Raw genomic sequence first — 18062 nt, forward strand, 5'->3', positions numbered from 1 at the left:
GCGCGGAGCCGTCCTGCGGTGTCCCACCCCGACGCGGACCCCCCGGACGGGTCCGGTCGACGCGGCCGGGAGCCGACTCGTGGCGGTGTCGCCCACTCCCCGGCGCACCGAGATGTTTGGTCTCGCGGGCTGGGGCAAGATGAGGGTCATGCCCACCCTGCGTCTCGCACTGTGCCAGGTCAACCCGACCGTCGGCGACCTCGCCGGCAACGCCGAGCTGATCCGCTCCTGGACCCGACGGGCCGTCGACGGCGGTGCCCAGCTCGTCGCGTTCCCGGAGATGACCCTGACCGGCTACCCGGTCGAGGACCTGGTCTTCCGCCGATCGTTCGTCGCGGCGTCGAAGGCCGCCCTGGAACGGCTCGCCGCCGACCTCGCCGTCGACGGCCTCGGGGACGTCGCGGTCGTCGTCGGCTACCTGGACGCCGACGGTCCGCCGCAGGTCAGCGGGGACGCCGAGCCGGGGCGGGGGGCACGCAACGCCGCCGCCGTGCTGCACGGCGGCACCGTGGTCACCACCTACTTCAAGCACCACCTGCCCAACTACGGCGTCTTCGACGAGGACCGGTACTTCGTGCCCGGGGACACCCTCAGCGTGGTCCGCGTCGGCGGGGTCGACGTGGCGCTGACCATCTGTGAGGACCTGTGGCAGGCCGGGGGGCCGTTCGCGGTGGCCCGCACCGCCGGGGTCGGACTGGTGGTCTCCGTCAACGGTTCGCCGTACGAGCTGAACAAGGACGACCTGCGGCTGCCGCTGCTGCGTCGCCGGGCCGAGGAGGCCGGGGCGGCGATCGCGTACGTCAACATGACCGGCGGCCAGGACGAGCTGGTCTTCGAGGGTGACTCGATGATCGTCGACACCGACGGGACCCTCGTCACCCGCGCCCCCCAGTTCGTCGAGCACCTGGTCCTCCAGGACCTGGAACTCCCGGCGGCGACGACCACGACCGTCGCGGAACTGCCCGCCGGTGCCGCCGGTCAGGAACCGCCCTCCGGGATGCGGGTGGACCGGGTCACCGTCAGCGCGGAACTGCCCGCCCCCACCGGCCCGGCCTGCCACGGCGGGACGGTCGAACCGGTGGCCGACGAGGCGGAGGTGTGGCAGGCGCTGGTGCTGGGCCTGCGCGACTACGTCCGCAAGAACCGGTTCCCCTCGGTGGTGCTCGGCCTCTCCGGGGGCATCGACTCGGCGGTGGTGGCCGCCCTGGCGGTGGACGCGGTCGGCCCGGAGCGGGTGATCGGGGTCTCCATGCCCAGCCGGCACTCCTCGGAACACTCCCGTGACGACGCGGCGGACCTGGCCAAGCGGACCGGGCTGGACTACCGGGTCGAGCCGATCCAACCGATGGTGGACACCTTCCTGGCCAACATGTCGCTGTCCGGGGTGGCGGTGGAGAACCTCCAGGCCCGGGTACGCGGGGTGATCCTGATGGCGTTGTCGAACCAGGAGGGGCCGCTGGTCCTGACCACCGGCAACAAGAGCGAGCTGGCGGTCGGCTACTCGACGCTGTACGGCGACTCGGTCGGCGGGTTCAACCCGATCAAGGACGTGTGGAAGACCCTGGTGTGGCGGCTGGCCCGGTGGCGCAACGCCGACGCCACCCGACGGGGTCAGACACCGCCGATCCCGGAGAACTCCATCGGCAAGCCGCCCAGCGCGGAGCTGAGCCCGGGTCAGCTCGACAGCGACTCGCTGCCCGACTACGACGTCCTGGACCCGATCCTGATCGGCTACGTCGACGGCGACCTGGGGCGGGACGGGCTCGTCGAGTCCGGTCACGACCCGGCGGTGATCGACCGGGTCCTGCAGATGGTGGACACCGCAGAGTACAAGCGCCGCCAGTCCGCCCCCGGTACGAAGATCTCGATGAAGGCGTTCGGTCGGGACCGTCGGCTACCCATCACCAACAGGTGGCGCGAACGCGACTGAGTGACGTCCTGCACTGCTCCCTGTCGAACACGCCGGAACCGGTGCGACGATCGCGACGGAACCCGGGGACCGCGCCAGCGGCCTCGAGGAAAGGAGACAGTCATGACTGAACCCACGCAGCCGGAGGTGACCGCCCTCTACGGGGGTCCGGTGACCCGCCGGGTCCGTACCCGTGACCTGGTCGCGGCCAAGGAGCGCGGCGAGAAGTGGCCGATGCTGACCTCGTACGACCAGTACACGGCGTCGATCTTCGACACGGCCGGGGTGCCGGTGCTGCTGGTCGGTGACTCGGCGGCGAACAACGTCTTCGGGTACGAGACGACGGTCCCGATCACCGTCGAGGAGCTTTTGCCCCTGGTCCGGGCGGTGGTCCGGGCCACCCGGCAGGCCCTCGTCGTCGGTGACCTGCCGTTCGGCTCGTACGAGGAGGGTCCCACCCAGGCGCTGCGCACCGCCGTACGGTTCATGAAGGAGGGCGGCTGTCACGCCGTCAAGCTGGAGGGCGGCCGGCGCTGCGCGGCGCAGATCGAGGCGATCACCTCGGCCGGCATCCCGGTGATGGCGCACATCGGGTTCACCCCGCAGAGTGAGCACGCCATCGGCGGGTACCGGGTCCAGGGGCGCGGTGACGCCGCCGAGGAGGTGCTCGCCGACGCCCGTGCGGTCGCCGAGGCGGGGGCGTTCGCCGTGGTGCTGGAGATGGTCCCGGGCGAGGTGGCCAAGCGGGTCACCGCCGAGCTGACCATCCCCACCGTCGGGATCGGGGCCGGTCCGGAGACCGACGCCCAGGTGCTGGTCTGGCAGGACATGGCCGGTCTGCGTACCGGGAGGGCACCGCGCTTCGTCAAGCGCTACGCCGACGTGGCGGGTGCCCTGTCGACGGCGGCCCGCGCCTTCGCCGACGACGTCCGTGGCGGGCACTTCCCCGCCTCCGAACACACCTTCTGACCCCGTGCAAGGAAGGGCCCCTTCTTAACGCTCACGGCCTAGAAGGGGCCCCTTCTCACGGGTCGCGGCGGGTCGCGGCGGGTCGCGGCGGCGCGGGTGACACTCGGATCGCCGGTCCGGCGTGATCATCCGAAGTGGAACCGGATATTGTCCCGCCCGTGAACCGACTGCGCATGTTCCCGGCCGTAGCGGCCCTTTCCCTGTTGACCCTCACCGCCTGCGGCGGCGAGGACGCCACCCCGGCCGCGGCCACCCCCACCACCGCCTCCACCTCGGCCGACTCCCCGGCACCGGCCAGCCCTGCCGTCGACCCCATCGACGACAAGGAGGTCTGCGAGAAGGCGCAGAAGACCGGCACCGAGATGAAGCAGGCCATCGTCCGAGTCGTGGCGACCGAGGGCGACGCGTCGGTGGACGCGACCAAGGCGGTGGCGACCCAGATGGCCAAGGACCTCGCCGAGACCGTTGCCAGTGGCAGCCCCGACAGCGATGCGGTCATCGCCCTGAAGGCGTTCGTCACGGAGTTCGAGAAGGCGGCGAAGGCCGCCGACCCGTTGACCGCCATGGACACCCCGGCCATCGACAAGGCCAGCAAGGACTTCAACGCCGCCTGCAAGAAGGCAGGGGTCGAGGTCAACTTCTGACCGGTCCACCAGTCACCCGAGGGGCACCCGCTCGACGTGGAGTCGAGTCGGTGCCCCTCGTCGGCTGGGCGAACCGTCGGGGCGACCCCGCGCGAACGTCGAGGCGACCCCGCGCGACCAGCGATCGATGGGCCGGATAGTGTTCCCGCCCGTGAATCGACTGCGCGTGTTTCCTGTCGCCCTGACCCTTTCCCTGTTGGCCCTCACCGCCTGTGGCGGCGAGGAGAGCACCGACGCCGAGTCGGCCGCCGCCCCGACCTCGGCCCCGGCCGTCGAGACGCTGAGCGACAAGGAGCTCTGCGAGAAGATCTCCAAGGACTTCCAGGAGATGCAGCAGCGCATCGTCAAGGAGGCCATGGCCACCGAGGGCGAGCCGTCCCCGGCGCTGACCAAGGAGATCCTGACCGAGATGGAGAAGCGGATGGCCGCCGCGGTCGCCGCCGGCGGCCCGGACAGCGAGGTCGCCCCCGCCATCAAGGAGATGAGCACGCACGTCGTCCGGCTGGGTGCTGAGGCCGACCCGCAGGCCGCCGCCGCCGACGACACGGCGGGCGAGAAGGCCGCCAAGGACCTCAACACCGCCTGCGCGAAGGCCGGCGTCACCACCAACTTCTGACGGTACGCGCCGGACCCCTCCACCCGCTCGTGGTGTCGGAGGGGTCCCTTCGCGTACGACGGCACCGGCGGCACCGCCGGACCGGTCCACGCGGCCTGGCGGCACGCCCGGACCCGATCCGGGTGGCCCGGCGGGGCGGGGTGGACGGGCCGGCCCGGGGTCAGAGGTCGGTGACCCGGATCCCGGCGTGCGTCCGGTACCGCTTGTTGATGGCGATCAGGTTGGCGGTGAACGCCTCGATCTGGTGGGCGTTGCGCAGCCGGCCCGCGTACACCCCGCGCATCCCGGGGATCCGGGCGGCCAACGCCGCGACCACCCCGACCAGCTCACGGTCCTCGGTGCAGATGAGCACGTCCAGGTCGATCCGGTCGAGATCCGGGTCGGCCAGCAGAGGCGCGCTGACGTGGTTGAACGCCGCGCAGACCCGGGAGTCGGGGAGCAGCCGCGCGGCCTGCTGTACGGCGCTGCCCTCGGCGACGGTGAGGGCGTACGGACCCTGCTTGTCGAACCCGAGGGGGTTCACGCAGTCCACGACGATCTTGCCGGCGAGCGGTCCGGCGAGGGCGGCGACGGTGGGCTCGTGCCCGTCCCACGGCACGGCGACGATCACGACGTCACTGAGCCGGGCCACCTCGTCGTTGTCGGCACCGGTGACCGTGGCGCCCGGGTCCACCCCGGGCAGTCCGGCGATCTCCCGGGCGGCGTCGGCGGCCCGCCCGGCGTCACGGGAGCCGATCAGGACGGTCTGACCGGCTCGGGCGAACCGGTAGGCGAGCCCCCGCCCCTGGTCGCCGGTGCCACCAATGATGCCGACTGTCAGTCCGGACACGTCGGGCAGCGTGCTCGCGTCGTATGCCATTGGTGCATCCTCGCAAAGCCCGACGCCGCGAGGGTGGCGACCTGACCCCGACGCGGTACGCACGGCCGCCGGAGGCGTCCCGGCGGTCGTGCGTACCGTGGTTCAGCTCGCGGCTGCCCGCCGGGCCGTCGTCCGGGCGGCGGTGACCCGCGCGGCGGTGGGCTCGGCCGGTGCCCGGCCGTTGCCGCCGGTCCCCGTCACGCTGCGGCGACTGGTGCCGGCGGTGCTGCGGGCGGCTGCCGTACCGGCGCTGCGTCGCGTCGGGGTCGCCTTCTTCGCCGCCGCAGCCCGACCGGTGGTCGAGGTGCCGGTGGCCTTCCGGGCGGGGGCCTTCTTCGCGGGAGCCTTCTTCGCCGTGGTCTTGCGCGCCGGTGCCGTCGTGGCGGCGGCCTTCTTCACCACCGCACCGGTCCGACCCGTGGTGGACTTCCGCGCCGTAGAGGTGACCTTGCGGGCGGCGGTCGAGGCCTTCTTCGCCGCCGCTGTGGTCTTGCGGGCCGCCGTCGAGGTGGCCTTCTTCGTCGCCGTCGTCGCCTTGCGGCCGGAACCCGTGGCGGCCGTCGTCGCCTTGCGGCCCGAACCTGTGGCGGTCGTCGTCGCCTTGCGGGCCGGACCCGCAGTCGCCTTCTTCGTGGCCGTCGCCGCCTTGCGAGCCGAGCCCGCAGTGGCGGTCGCCGTCTTACGGGCCGACCCCGTCGCCGTCGTACGGGCGGAGGACTTCGTCGCGGTCGCGGCCTTGCGGGCCGGGCCGGTCGTCGCACTGCGGGCCGGGCCGGTCGTCGCCTTGCGGGCCGAGCCCGTGGTGGCCTTGCGGGTGGGGGCCGTCGCCGCAGTCGTGGCCTTGCGGGTGGAGGCCTTCGCGGCGGTGGTCTTCGTCGCCGGTGCCCGCCTGGCGGCGGTCTTCCCGGCCGGGGCGGTCGTGGCGGTGGTCTTCCTCACCGGGGTCCGGCCGGCGGCACCGGCACGGGCCGGGGCCTTCGCCGTGGTCGTCGTAGTGGACCGACGCGTCGCCGTGGTCCGGGCCGCACCGGTCGCCCCGCCCGGGGACCGCTTCGCCGTGGTGGTCTTCGTCGGGGTCGTACGTTCGGCGGCCGGGCGGGTGGTGGCCTTCTGTGCTTCGGCCATCTGGGTTCCCTCCTTGGGGACATGCTCTCGCGTGGCTCCGCACGGAGCACGGAGTTCCTCGACGCGGGCACTCCCGCGCCGTCTATTCGTCCTCCCCGGCCCAACGGGCGTCCTCGGCCTCCCACGCCTCGTTACGGTCCTGCACGTTCTGCAGGGCGTTCTCGGCGTCGGCGGCAGAGGAGTACGGGCCGAGAACGTGTCGCGCGGGACAGGTGTCCTCGCCGGTCTCGACCCGGTGGTGTCGGGTGCACCAGAAGTAGCTCCCGTCACGTCCGCTGTCGCTCATGGGATCACTGTGCACCGCACGACGCCCGGCCGCCACCGGTTCCGGGAAAAGTCGTGGATGTCTTCCACAGTAGACCTGGTCAGGGGCGTCCCGGGGCGGATCGGCGAAAGAGCGGGCAGCGGAGAGTCGATCATCAGACGTAGGGTCGACGGATGGGTGTACCGGACTACATCGCGGGGCTGCGCAAGCATGTCGGCCACGAACTCGTCTACGTTCCCAGCGTCAGTGCGGTGATCGTCGACGAGGGCAGGATCCTGCTCGGCAAGCGCTCCGACGACGGCCGGTGGTCGCTGATCAGCGGGTTCGTCGACCCGGGTGAGCAACCGGCGACCGCAGTGGTGCGTGAGGTCGCGGAGGAGACCGGGGTCACCGTCGCCCCGCAGCGGCTCACCAGTGTCGTGTCGCACACCCACCGGTACCCCAACGGGGACCTGTGCGAGATCCTGAACCTGGCCTGGCGGTGTCGGCTGCTGGCGGGCGTCGCCCGGGTCAACGACGACGAGTCCGAGGCCGTCGAGTGGTTCCCGTTGGAGCGCCTTCCCGACCTGGACACTCTCGACCGGCTCATCATCGAGCACGCCCTGCCCGAGGAGGGACCGACCTGGTTCGTCCCGGCGGAGGCCGGGTCGGACGGCGGTCGGGACGCCGCCGACATCCGTCGCACCGGTTCCGGGTTCGCCGCTCGGATCCGATAGCCGGGACGGCCGAGCCGGACCCGACAGCAGGACAGCAGGCCGGGGGCGATCCACTAGCAGAAGCAGCAGGCCGGAGGCCATCCACCGCAGCGGCGGACCCACCCGTCCGCCGGTCGTCCACCGTGATCCGCTCAGTCCGTTCGGGGCTCACGAGATGCGAATCCGGCAGGTGGTGTGCAACTCTCGCTGTGCCTCAGCGCCGGGGGCGTCGGAGAATCCCCGACGGACCCCCTCTACGCTGCTCAGGCACACTCGTCAGCCGACTTCTGGAGGCAACGTGGCCAACCTCGACACCGCTCTCAAGGACGCCATGACCATCGACGGCGCCATCGGCGTCGCCCTGGTCGACTACAACAGTGGAATGACCCTCGGCGTGGCCGGTGGGACACCGGAGATCGACCTCACCGTCGCGGCGGCCGGCAACACCGACGTGGTACGCGCGAAGCTGCGTACCATCGAGATGCTCAAGCTGAACGACGAGATCGAGGACATGCTGATCACGCTGGGCAACCAGTACCACATCATCCGGCCTCTGCACAGCCGTACCGGCATGGGTCTGTTCCTGTACCTGATGCTCAGCAAGACCCGGTCCAACCTGGCGCTCGCTCGGCATCAGTTGCGCAGCATCGAGGAGCAACTGGAACTGTGAACACCGGCGACACCTTCCTGCCCCGTCGCACAGCGCAGCGACTGGACGCACCACCACCGCCCCGGCTCCCTCCCTCGCTGGCCGGCAACATGGCGTTGCCGTACCCGGCGATCGGCCGGGAGTTGGCCGAGCTGCGCCTGCAGATCCCCGGGGTCCAGGGGAGTGTCCTCGGCGGGGTGGACGGGCTGCTCATCACCCATGACGTACCGCCCGGCCTCGACCCCGACGACCTGGCCGCGATGGCGGCGACCACCTACGGCCTGGGCCGCCAGGTCAGCCTGCGACTGGGGCAGGGCGTGTTCAGCCAGTCCACCGTCCGCAACCAGGCAGGCTACTTCAGCGTGTACGCGGTGAGCGCCCAGGCGCTGCTGGCCGTGGTCGGCCAGGACGCGATCAACGTGGCCCGGCTGCACCTGCACGCTCCGCCGGTGGCCGAGCGGCTGGCCGCGCTGCTGACCCAGCAGTGACGTGCACCCGGAGGTCGGCGACTACCTGACGAGGCTGGCCGACACCGCCGGTGACCTGCTCGGCGACGAGCTGGTCGGGGTGTGGGCGGCCGGTTCGGTGGGGCTCGGGGCGTACCAGTCGGGACGCAGTGACGTCGACGTTGCGCTGGTCAGCGTCGGCGCACTGGACACCACGACCCGGTACGCCCTGGTGGCCGCGCTGCGGCACGAGGCCCTGCCCTGTCCGGCTCGGGGGCTGGAGCTGGTCTGCTACCGCCGTGAGGTGGCCCGCTCCGGCACCCCCGATCCCGGGTTCGAGTTCGAGGTGAACACCGGGCGGGACATGCCGTCGCGGGTCACCCTCGACCCGGCCGACCGTCCGGCCGCCGACGGGCTGTTCTGGTACGCCCTGGACCGCAGCATCCTGCACCAGCACGGGTACGCGGTCCTCGGGCCGCCGGCCGCGACGGTCTTCGCCGACGTCTCTCCCGCCGACCTGCACCGGCTGCTCGTCGACGCGCTCACCTGGTGGCTCGCCCGCCCGGGGCCGCCCGACGACGCACCGGCGCCGGGGGCCGAGGACGCGGTGCTGGGGGCGGCACGAGCCCTGGTCCGCGTACGCCACGGCACCTGGCTGTCGAAGGTCGACGCCGGTCGGCGGCTGATCCGCGAGGGCTACCCGGCCGACCTGCTCGAACAGTGTGTGGCGGCACGTCGGGGCGGACCGCCGCCGGGCGGGGCCACCGCCCGCGCCTTCCAGCGCCGGATCCTGGCCGAGCTGGGCGACCCCACACTATGACCCGAATCTTATATATTCCCAGGTTTAGATGTTTCGATAGGCTCCTCCCCAGGATCGCGGGCTGACGCCCCAGGGCCACCGCCCTGGCCCGGCCCGGTGGACAGAGGAGAAGATATGCCGCTCCCCCGCAGACTGGCCGCACTCGGCGTACTGACCGTGTCAGCCATGGCGACCACGATGATCGGGACCCCGGTGTCCGCCGCCCCCGCAACCGGCGAGGTCCGGTTGGCCGGTGGCGCCACCGCCGTGACGGACAGCTACATCGTCGTCCTCAAGGACAGCGCCGTCGGAGGCCGCGCCGGCACCCGACAGGCAGCTGTCACCACCTCCTCGAGCAGCCTCGCCAAGAAGTACGGCGGCTCCGTCGCCCAGGTGTACGGCAGCGCCCTCAACGGGTTCGAGGTGCGCCTGACCGAGAAGGCCGCGAAGCGGCTCGCCGCCGACCCGGCGGTGGACTGGGTCGAGCAGAACCACACCGTCAGCATCCAGGCCACCCAGACCAACCCGCCGTGGGGCCTGGACCGCATCGACCAGACCGCCCTGCCGCTGAGCAACTCCTACACGTACAACAGCACGGGTGCCGGGGTCGACGCGTACGTCATCGACACCGGGATCCGGATCACCCACAACGACTTCGGCGGCCGGGCGATCGACGGCTACGACGCGGTCGACGGGGCTCTGCCGGCCGCCGACTGCAACGGCCACGGCACCCACGTCGCGGGCACCGTCGGCGGCAACACGTACGGCGTCGCCAAGGGCGTCCGCCTCATCGGCGTCCGGGTCCTCAACTGCGCCGGCAGCGGCACGATCGCCGGTGTCGTCGGCGGCGTCAACTGGGTCACCACCCACCACCAGCCCGGACGGGCCGCGGTGGCGAACATGAGCCTCGGTGGCGGTGTCAACCCGTCGCTGAACACCGCTGTCGCCAACTCGATCCTCGACGGCGTCAGCTACGCGGTGGCCGCCGGCAACAGCAACACCAACGCCTGCAACTCCTCGCCGGCCGCCGTCGGCACCGCGATCACCGTCGGGGCCACCCAGAGCAACGGCGCCCGGGCGTCGTACTCGAACATCGGGACCTGCGTCGACATCTTCGCCCCCGGGTCGGCCGTCCTGTCGGCCTGGTACACCAGCAACACCGCCACCAACAGCATCAGCGGCACGTCGATGGCCTCCCCGCACGTGGCCGGTGCCGCCGCCCGGGTCCTCCAGGTGAACCCGACCTGGACCCCGGCCCAGGTCCACTCGTACCTGGTCAGCACCGCCACCCCCGGCACGATCAGCAACCCGGGCACCGGTTCCCCGAACCGCCTGCTCTACGTCGCGCCCACCCTCTGACCCACACAGGTCACGGACGGCCCCGGGGCATTCCCCGGGGCCGTACCCGTTCGTCCCATATCCGACCGCCCGTGCGGCGTACCGCCCGTAACCGAACGCCCTACCCCCGGGTTTGACTACACGACGTGGCCGTGCGGGAGACGACCCCGGTCTCGACCTGGGGGTGAGCGGTGCGCAGAATCCTCGCCAACCACGCACTGCTCGTCGCCGTCCTCCTGATCCACCTGACCTCCCCCGCCCACCCCGCCACCGTCCACGGGTCGGAGCACACCACCCCCTCCCCGTCGACCACCTCCGCCTCCCCGTCGACCACCTCCGCCTCCCCGTCGACCACCTCCGCCTCCCCGTCGACCACCTCCGCCTCCCCGTCGACCACCTCCGCCTGGCCGTCGACCACCACCGCCTCCCCGTCGGCCACCGGCCCGGCGTCGACACCGGCACCGGACAGCCCGACGGCCGCCGAGCCCACCGCCGACCTCACGACGACGACCGACACCGACTCGGGCACCCACTCCGAGATTGCGACGGTCGTCCCCGCCCTGGTCGAACAGGACTCCCCCGGCCGGTCGGCCGACGTCGACACGGCCACCGGTACCCGGCACCGCCCGAGCGCGGACGTCACCCCCGGGATGCCCGGCCGGACCGTCCGACTGATCACCGGCTGCGGCGGCAAGGCCTCCGCACCCTCCACCCGCACCGGGCGGTACGGCCCCGGACCGGACCGCCGTACCGACCCGACCGCCACGCCGTCGGACCGACTCCGGTGCGGCGTACCCGGGGAGCGGGGGCGCAACGCCGACGGCCGTCCACTGACCACAGCGCCCCGACCGAACGCGTCCCGGTCCCAGGTGATGCGCTGCTGACCGGCTCGCCCACCGGATCCCTGCCGACCTGACGGCACCCCGCCGCCCTCGGCACCCCGTACCGGTCACCGACCGGTTCGACGGCGCACCACGCCTCGGGACGACGCGCCCGAGCAGCGGACCGGCCTCGCCGACCACCATCCGGGCGAGCACCGCCAGCCGTCGACGGCATCCCACGACCGACGCCCGGAGCACCCGTTCGCTTCGGAGAACCGGTCGTCTGGGGCAGCCAACCGCCCGGGGCACCTGTCACCCAGGAACAAGTCGCCTCCGGGCAGCGCGCGAGACTCCCGTCCCACCCCCGGCCGGCACCGACGTCTGCCGGACCCGACCCACACCTGTCCTTCCGGCTCAACGACGAGGCGGACGCGCCCACCCGGCGACGGAGAGGTGCTCCGGGTCCCCCCACTCTGCTGCCTTCCGGAGGTGGATCATGCTCGCTCTTCCGCGCCCCGACTGGGGTACGCTCCGCGCCGACCTGCCCGCGTCCATCGTCGTCTTCCTCGTCGCCCTGCCGCTCTGCGTCGGCGTGGCCGTCGCCTCCGGCGTACCGGCTGAACTGGGGCTGGTCACCGGCGTGGTCGGCGGCCTGCTGGTCGGGGCGCTGCCCGGCAGCAGCCTCCAGGTCAGCGGCCCGGCCGCCGGGATGACGGTGCTGGTCGCCGAGGCGGTGGACGACTTCGGCCTGGCCGGGCTCGGCACCATCGTCCTGGCCTGCGGGCTGCTTCAGATCACCCTCGGACTGCTCCGCCTGGGCCGGTGGTTCCGCGCCATCTCGGTCGCCGTGGTCCAGGGCATGCTCGCCGGCATCGGTCTGCTGCTGATCGCCGGGCAGCTGTACGTCCTCGCCGGCAGCACCACCCCGCACTCCGGGCCGGGCAAGTTCACCGGCCTCCCGGAACTCCTCGGCGACCTGGTCGCCAGCCCCACCGCGTTGATCGCGCTCACCGTCGGCGTGGCCACCGTCGCCGTCATGACCCAGTGGGACGCGTTGCGCCGACGACTGCCCTCGCTGCGGATGGTCCCCGGGGCACTGGTCGCGGTGGTGGTGGCGGCCGGGATGACCGCCGGCCTCGACCTTCCGGTGCAGACCATCGAGGTGGAGGGTCTACTCGCGGCGATGACCCCGTCGTTCGGTCACTGGGAGCAGCTCACCAGCTTCGGCGTGCTGGCCGCCATCGTCACCTTCACCCTGGTCGCCTCGGCGGAGAGCCTGTTCAGCGCGGCGGCGGTGGACCGCCTGCACACCGGACCCCGGACGGACTTCGACCGGGAACTGGTCGCCCAGGGCACCGGGAACAGCGTCTGCGGGCTGCTCGGGGCCCTGCCGATGACGGCCGTGATCGTCCGCAGCTCGGCGAACGTGGCGGCCGGGGCGCGCAGCAAGGCATCCCGGGTACTGCACGGCCTGTGGCTGCTCCTCTTCGTCGCCGCCGCACCCACCCTGATCGGCCTGATCCCCCTCCCGGCGTTGGCAGCGGTGCTGATCCACGCCGGTTGCAAACTCCTGCCGGTACGGGAGCTGCCCGACCTGTGGCGGGAGCACCGGGGGGAGGCGGTCATCCTGGTGGTGACCGCAGTGGTGATCGGCACCACCGACATGTTCACAGGTGTCCTGGTCGGTCTCGGACTGGCGGTGGTCAAGGCGGCCTGGGAGACCTCCCACGTACGGGTCACCGTCACCGACCGCGCGATCGGCCCCGATCTCGACTCCAGCTCCAGCCCCGGCCTCGGCGGCACTGGCCCTGGCACTGCCCCCGGCCTCGGCCCGACGACCGAGGACGAGGCCACCACCGATGGCGGACCCATCGAGGTGTCGATCACCGGCAACGCGACCTTCCTGCGGTTGCCGACGATCCTCACCGCCCTGAACGAGCTTCCCGCCGACCGCACCGTCCGGCTCGACCTGCGCGGTCTGCGTCACGCCGACCACGCCTGCCGCACCGCCCTCGATCAGTGGGTGACGACCCACAACACCCAGGCCACCGTCCCCGTCCAGGTAATCCCGCCCACCCCCCTCTCCCCCACCCCCACCTCCCCCGCCCCTCCCCGCTCCCCCCGCTCCCCCCGCCCTCCCCGGTGATCAAGGGATTTGCGTCATGATCGGCGCGGAATCTGACGCAAATCCCTTGATCAACCCCGCGAAGCGGGCGGGGTGGTCGGGACGGAGCAGAGCGGGCGGGGCAGGGCAGTCGGGGCGGGGTGGTCGGGTCAGAGTAGGAGGAGGGTCTTGCCGATCCCGGCCCGGGACTCGATGGAGGCGTGCGCCTCGGCGGCCCGGTCCAGGGGGAACGTCTGCCCGACGACCGGCCGGATCCGCCCGTCGACGGCGAGGGCCATCATCTCCCCCGCCCACCCCAGCATGTTCGGCCCGAACCCGGGGAGCTGCTCGATCCCGATCACCTGGATCCGGCGGCGCTGCGCCTCCTCGGGGTCGATCACCGTCGGCCGACCGCTGGCCGCGCCGTGCACCGAGAACCGGCCGCCGACCGCTGTCACCTCGAAGGCGGCCCGACCGATCTCCCCACCGACCCCGTCGAAGACGAGGTCCGGGCCGGTCCCCCCGGTCGCGGCGCGGACCCGGTCGGTCCACCCCGGCTCGGAGTAGTCGACCGTCACGTCCGCCCCCAGTTCACCGACCAGGTCGAGTTTGCGCTCACCCCGGGCCGCCCCGACGACCCGCGCCCCGGCCAGCCGGGCCAACTGGACCAGCAGGGTGCCCACCCCACCGGCCGCCGCCTCGACCAGGACCCACTCCCCGGACCGGATCCCCGCCCCCCGGGCCAACCCCAGGGCGGCGCTCCCATCGGTGTGCAGGGCCACCGCCTCGGGCAGACCCAACCCGTCCGGTACCACCGCCAGGTCGGCCACCCCGGTCACCGCCCGCTCGGCGAACCCACCCATGTGTCCCGGGAGGTTGGCGAGGACCCGCCGCCCCACCCACCCCGACTCCACTCCGGCCCCGACCGCCGTCACCCGCCCGGCGACCACCGACCCCGGCACGTACGGCAGCTCCGGTCGGGCGTGCCACCTGTCGGCCCCCCGCCGGATCTGGGTCTCCACGAACGACATCCCCGCCACGGCCACCGTCACCAAGACCTGCCCCGGCCCGGCCACCGGCTCCGGCACCTCGGCCGACACCAGCACCTCCGGTCCCCCGAACCGGGTCACCTGCACAGCCCGCATCCGCTTCTCCTCCCGTCGAGTCACCCCGCCGACACGTCGATCCGACACGTCGAACAGTCACCTGGATCGAGACTCTTCACCGTCAACCACGGATGAGGTCAACGCCCGGCGACGGTCCGGCGCGGTGCGGCTAACGAGGACCCGGCGAGGCATGCCCGACGGTCCGGCGGGGTGCGGCTAGCGCGGACCCGGTGAGGTCAACGCCCGGCGGTCCGGCGTGGTGCGGGGGCCACGGGCCGTCGGGTCTGGGCGACGGGAAGCTGATCGGTCCGCCGGACCCGCCGCGGCTCCGGCCGGTGCAGCAGTTCCAGCCCCGCCGGGCGGACGAAGAGGTCCCGCTTGGCGACCGCGTTCCCCCGCCGGTCGAGGGCGTACCCGTGCAGCCACACCCACCCCTGATAGGTCAACCACTCCTCGATCACCCTGATCACCCGGAACGTCAGAGGTCGACGAAACTGCACCGAGGCGGCGCGTCCCACGCGTACCACGTCACCCGGCGTGGGCGTCCCGTCCACCCTCCGCCTCCCCGACTGCCCCGGTCCCGACTGCCCCGGTCCCGCCCACTGCCTCGGCCGCCGTCTCGATTCCGGGGCTGGGGATTGGGCGGAGCGGCCGGGAACACCATCCGAGGAACCGGTCGACCATCTGCTCGGGGGTCAGCCCGGTCAGCTCCGTCCGGGCATCGGCCAGGTAGGGCGCAAGATAGTTGCGCATCACCCGCACGTCACACCGGCACAGCTCCTTGAGCTGCCGTTTGCGGGTCAGGCACGGCCACGGATCGCCGCACGTCACGCAGGTCCACCCCGGCCGTTCCGGCCCGTGCAACGCCGCCCACCCCGTCATCGGGTACGCCCACAGCCCGCCCGCCGCTGCGCAGGCACCCCCCACCGCCCCGCATTCGGCGTACGAGAACGAGCAGCCACCCCTCGTCCACAGGACCCGGGACAGCACTGGTCAGGGTCGAGGTGCCGTTCGACGATGGACAGAATCAGGCAGCGCCAGCGGTGTGCACCGCGCAAGGACATGGCCACTCTCCTCGGATCGGGTGGGCTGCATCAGCAGCCGCATGGCGAACGGCCCCGACCCGGGTTGCTGAAGTCCAGGGGAACCGTCTCACTGTCTCACCGTGTTCAGATACCCACTGTATCCACAGTCTCACTCTAGTCAAGTTTTCACTGTGGTCACTTGCTCGGTTCGCTGGCTTGTTCGGGACAGCAACGACTGGAAGCATGATCTCCGCTGAAGTCCAGGAGAGCTGACCCATGGCAACAAGGCCACCGCACTACCGACGCGTCGCCGACGACATCGAAGGCAAGATCCGCTCGGGCGAGTACCCGAGTGGCCACCAGCTGCCGTCGGTGTCCGAGATCGGCGAGATCTACCACGTCGCCCGCTCCACCGCGTATCGCGCCGTCAAGGAGCTGCACGAACGCAACCTCGTCTACGGCCAACAGGGCCAGGGCGTCTTCGTCATCGAAGACCTCGACTGAGCCCACCCCTCGGTCGACACACCGACCGCCAATCCAGCCACCACCCAACGACCCGTGATCGTTGCGGCTGGCCGACTCTCTTCACGCCGTATCGAGTAGGCGGACTGAGGATGTCGAGCAGTGGATTCGGGAGCACCGCAGTCCAGGGCCGACCGACGGCGACGAACAGGGCTGATCCGAGGGGGCTGACCCAAGGGGGGCTGACCGGAGGCGGACTGACCCGAGCGGGGCTGGCCCGAGGCGGGGAGTCGGCCGAGGCGGGGAGGCCGGAGGGGCCTCGTGATCGTTTGCGGTTTACCTACGCCGCCCTCGGCGTGTCGCGAAGCTTAACGTCAAACGATCACGCTGCTCCAGGACTGCAAGCGCTTGAGCATCTCGGAAGCTCAAACGATCAAGTGTCAGGGCGGCAGACGAGCAAGTAGCGGGCTCCGAGTTCGCCAACCATCCTGAGGAACACTCCTGGGGTCGGGGCTACGGAATCGGAGGGCTGGGTCGGTGTTCGGGTTGGGTACTGCTGCCACTGCTGCTGACGAGCGGGAACGGGACGCCTCTGTGGCGGTGCTCCCGGTCGGGAGCTTCGAGCAGCACGGGGACTTCCTGCCACTCGTCACCGACACAGTGGTCGCAGGGGCGATCGCCGGGCGGCTCGCCGAGGCGTACTCGATGATGCTCTTGCCGCCTTTGACCTTCTCCTGCTCGCAGGAGCACGCAGGATGGCGGGGTACGGTCAGCATCAGCGCCACCACTCTGCACCGGGTGGTGATGGACGTGGCCGAGTCGCTGGCCCGGTCCGGGGTGACCAGGCTGATCGTGGTCAACGGGCACGGCGGGAACTACGTGCTGGCCAACGTGGTCCAGGAGTACACGGCGGTGCACGGGCCGACGATGAGTCTGTTCCCCCGATCGGCGGACTGGACGAGAGCCCGGGTGGACGCGGGGATGGCCACCACAGACCACGAGGACATGCACGCCGGGGAGTTGGAAACCTCGATCCTGCTGCACGTCGCCCCCCAGCTGGTACGCGACGGCAACGCCTCAGCCGACTGGACCGCCGACGACCGGCCCCACCTGCTCACCCTGGGCATGTCGGCGTACACGACGTCGGGGGTGATCGGCCGACCCTCCCTCGGTACGGCCGAGAAGGGTCGACTCGCCATCGAGAGCCTGACCCGCTCGTTCGACGCGTACCGGCAGGCCCTGGGTCTGTGACAGCGCGCCGACCACGGCGATGCACCCATGGACGGACATCTTCGAGATCTGCTCCACTATGCTGTGCCCGCTGATCGACGGCACAGAATGAGGACCGGATGCGACGTCACCTCCGAAACGCCACACGCGCAGTGCTGGTGGCCGCACTCCTGACCGGCTGCGGCTCGGCCACCGACGACGCCGCCGACGCCCAGGCCGACCCCGACCAGAGCCCGGCGGCAGAACCGTTCCTCCCGAAGGCCGGGGTGTGCCACCGGACCGTCGAGTCGGTCGGGTATCGAGCCCTCTACGCCGAGGTCGACTGCGCGAAGATCCACCAGGCCGAGACCGTCTATGTCGGCGCGTTCACCGGCGAGGACGCCGCACGCCTCGCCCCTCCCCCACCACGCTCCGACCCGATGCGCGCCGCCTTCGACAGGTGCGACACCCGGGTCACCTCCTTCGTCGGCGGCGAATGGCGCGGCGCACTCATCTCCATCCAGGTCGTCGTCCCCGAACCCTCGGAGTGGACGGCCGGCGGCCGCTGGTACCGGTGCGACGTCTTCGCCCTGACCGCCCTCGACGGCAACACCGCCCGCAAGAGCCCCGACGATCGCGCCGTCGAACGCGAAGGCTCACTCCGCGCAGTGTTGACCAAGCCGTCGCCGCTCGCGTTCGGCTGCTACACCGTCGACGAGTACGACGACCTGACGCCGGTCGCCTGCACGAAACGCCACCGGGTCGAGTACGTGGGCATCTGGACCGCCCCCGACGGCCCGTACGAGAACTCCGCCGACGACGAAGACAAGATCTTCGACAAGTGCGCCGACGTCGTCGCCGACTACGTCAAGGGCACGCCCAACGCGAAGCTGGTCACCAGAGGGCTCGGCATGACCACCCGCTTCCCCTCACCCGAGGCGTGGGAACGCGGCGACCGAGGCGTCCGCTGCTTCCACTGGGCCGACCGCGACCGCACCCGCTCCCTCAAAAACTGACCACC

Annotated in this window: 20 protein-coding genes; 14 read left to right on the plus strand and 6 right to left on the minus strand. The window is 71.7% G+C overall.

What is annotated here, in order from left to right; translation table 11 throughout:
- Positions 1-148: 148 nt before the first annotated feature.
- From WHN02_RS25055 to WHN02_RS25070, 4 genes are all read left to right on the plus strand, one after another.
- Positions 149-1930, plus strand: a complete 1782-nt coding sequence (locus tag WHN02_RS25055) for an NAD+ synthase (protein ID WP_434741109.1) — start codon at positions 149-151, stop codon at positions 1928-1930.
- A gap of 102 nt (positions 1931-2032) precedes the next feature.
- Entirely contained in the window at positions 2033-2878 is an 846-nt protein-coding gene (gene panB, locus WHN02_RS25060) for a 3-methyl-2-oxobutanoate hydroxymethyltransferase (protein ID WP_434741110.1), read from the plus strand.
- Between the two features lie 158 nt (positions 2879-3036).
- Positions 3037-3522 (plus strand): hypothetical protein, encoded by a 486-nt coding sequence (locus WHN02_RS25065; protein ID WP_434741111.1) that lies wholly within the window; start codon positions 3037-3039, stop codon positions 3520-3522.
- Positions 3523-3673: 151 nt separating this feature from the next.
- Complete coding sequence (locus WHN02_RS25070; RefSeq protein WP_434741112.1) at positions 3674-4138, plus strand: hypothetical protein; 465 nt, start codon at positions 3674-3676, stop codon at positions 4136-4138.
- 160 nt (positions 4139-4298) lie between these two features.
- On the opposite strand, the gene npdG is transcribed toward WHN02_RS25070, so the two are convergent.
- The 3 genes from npdG to WHN02_RS25085 form a co-directional block, all read right to left on the minus strand.
- A complete protein-coding gene (gene npdG, locus WHN02_RS25075) occupies positions 4299-4997 on the minus strand; it encodes an NADPH-dependent F420 reductase (protein WP_434741113.1) in 699 nt (232 codons plus the stop codon).
- 102 nt (positions 4998-5099) lie between these two features.
- A complete protein-coding gene (locus WHN02_RS25080) occupies positions 5100-6122 on the minus strand; it encodes a hypothetical protein (protein ID WP_434741114.1) in 1023 nt (340 codons plus the stop codon).
- Between the two features lie 82 nt (positions 6123-6204).
- Positions 6205-6408: a hypothetical protein gene (locus WHN02_RS25085; RefSeq protein WP_350899888.1), complete on the minus strand. Its 204-nt coding sequence runs from the start codon at positions 6406-6408 to the stop codon at positions 6205-6207.
- A 152-nt stretch (positions 6409-6560) separates the two neighbouring features.
- Between WHN02_RS25085 and WHN02_RS25090 the strand changes: the two genes are divergently transcribed.
- The 7 genes from WHN02_RS25090 (at position 6561) to WHN02_RS25120 (ending at position 13281) form a co-directional block, all read left to right on the plus strand.
- Complete coding sequence (locus tag WHN02_RS25090; protein WP_434741115.1) at positions 6561-7103, plus strand: NUDIX hydrolase; 543 nt, start codon at positions 6561-6563, stop codon at positions 7101-7103.
- Positions 7104-7380: 277 nt separating this feature from the next.
- On the plus strand, positions 7381-7752 hold the full coding sequence (locus tag WHN02_RS25095) for a hypothetical protein (RefSeq protein ID WP_434741116.1): 372 nt from the start codon (positions 7381-7383) through the stop codon (positions 7750-7752).
- The gene (locus WHN02_RS25100; RefSeq protein ID WP_434741117.1) at positions 7749-8219 is read left to right on the plus strand and encodes a roadblock/LC7 domain-containing protein; all 471 of its coding nucleotides are present in this window, start codon (positions 7749-7751) and stop codon (positions 8217-8219) included. The genes WHN02_RS25095 and WHN02_RS25100 overlap by 4 nt, the downstream gene beginning before the upstream one ends.
- A gap of 1 nt (position 8220) precedes the next feature.
- A complete protein-coding gene (locus WHN02_RS25105) occupies positions 8221-8997 on the plus strand; it encodes a nucleotidyltransferase domain-containing protein (protein ID WP_434741118.1) in 777 nt (258 codons plus the stop codon).
- Between the two features lie 114 nt (positions 8998-9111).
- Positions 9112-10335, plus strand: coding sequence for a S8 family peptidase (locus tag WHN02_RS25110; protein WP_434741119.1), 1224 nt, complete (start codon positions 9112-9114; stop codon positions 10333-10335).
- 170 nt (positions 10336-10505) lie between these two features.
- A complete protein-coding gene (locus WHN02_RS25115) occupies positions 10506-11198 on the plus strand; it encodes a hypothetical protein (protein WP_434741120.1) in 693 nt (230 codons plus the stop codon).
- Between the two features lie 433 nt (positions 11199-11631).
- The gene (locus WHN02_RS25120; protein ID WP_434741121.1) at positions 11632-13281 is read left to right on the plus strand and encodes a SulP family inorganic anion transporter; all 1650 of its coding nucleotides are present in this window, start codon (positions 11632-11634) and stop codon (positions 13279-13281) included.
- A gap of 128 nt (positions 13282-13409) precedes the next feature.
- Here WHN02_RS25120 and WHN02_RS25125 read toward each other — a convergent pair whose 3' ends face one another.
- From WHN02_RS25125 to WHN02_RS25135, 3 genes are all read right to left on the minus strand, one after another.
- On the minus strand, positions 13410-14384 hold the full coding sequence (locus tag WHN02_RS25125; RefSeq protein ID WP_434741122.1) for a zinc-binding dehydrogenase: 975 nt from the start codon (positions 14382-14384) through the stop codon (positions 13410-13412).
- A gap of 197 nt (positions 14385-14581) precedes the next feature.
- Positions 14582-14899, minus strand: a complete 318-nt coding sequence (locus WHN02_RS25130; RefSeq protein ID WP_434741123.1) for a hypothetical protein — start codon at positions 14897-14899, stop codon at positions 14582-14584.
- On the minus strand, positions 14874-15335 hold the full coding sequence (locus WHN02_RS25135) for a hypothetical protein (RefSeq protein ID WP_434741124.1): 462 nt from the start codon (positions 15333-15335) through the stop codon (positions 14874-14876). The genes WHN02_RS25130 and WHN02_RS25135 overlap by 26 nt, the downstream gene beginning before the upstream one ends.
- 311 nt (positions 15336-15646) lie before the next feature.
- Here WHN02_RS25135 and WHN02_RS25140 point away from each other — a divergent pair, with 311 nt between their 5' ends.
- The 3 genes from WHN02_RS25140 (at position 15647) to WHN02_RS25150 (ending at position 18057) form a co-directional block, all read left to right on the plus strand.
- Positions 15647-15874 carry a GntR family transcriptional regulator gene (locus tag WHN02_RS25140; protein ID WP_434741125.1) on the plus strand — a complete coding sequence of 76 codons (228 nt, stop codon included), beginning with the start codon at positions 15647-15649 and terminating at the stop codon, positions 15872-15874.
- A gap of 504 nt (positions 15875-16378) precedes the next feature.
- Entirely contained in the window at positions 16379-17083 is a 705-nt protein-coding gene (locus tag WHN02_RS25145; protein ID WP_434741126.1) for a creatininase family protein, read from the plus strand.
- A gap of 98 nt (positions 17084-17181) precedes the next feature.
- Positions 17182-18057, plus strand: coding sequence for a septum formation family protein (locus tag WHN02_RS25150; protein WP_434741127.1), 876 nt, complete (start codon positions 17182-17184; stop codon positions 18055-18057).
- Positions 18058-18062: the final 5 nt, after the last annotated feature.

The sequence above is a fragment of the Micromonospora sp. SH-82 genome (assembly GCF_051132485.1).
GTDB lineage: Bacteria > Actinomycetota > Actinomycetes > Mycobacteriales > Micromonosporaceae > Micromonospora.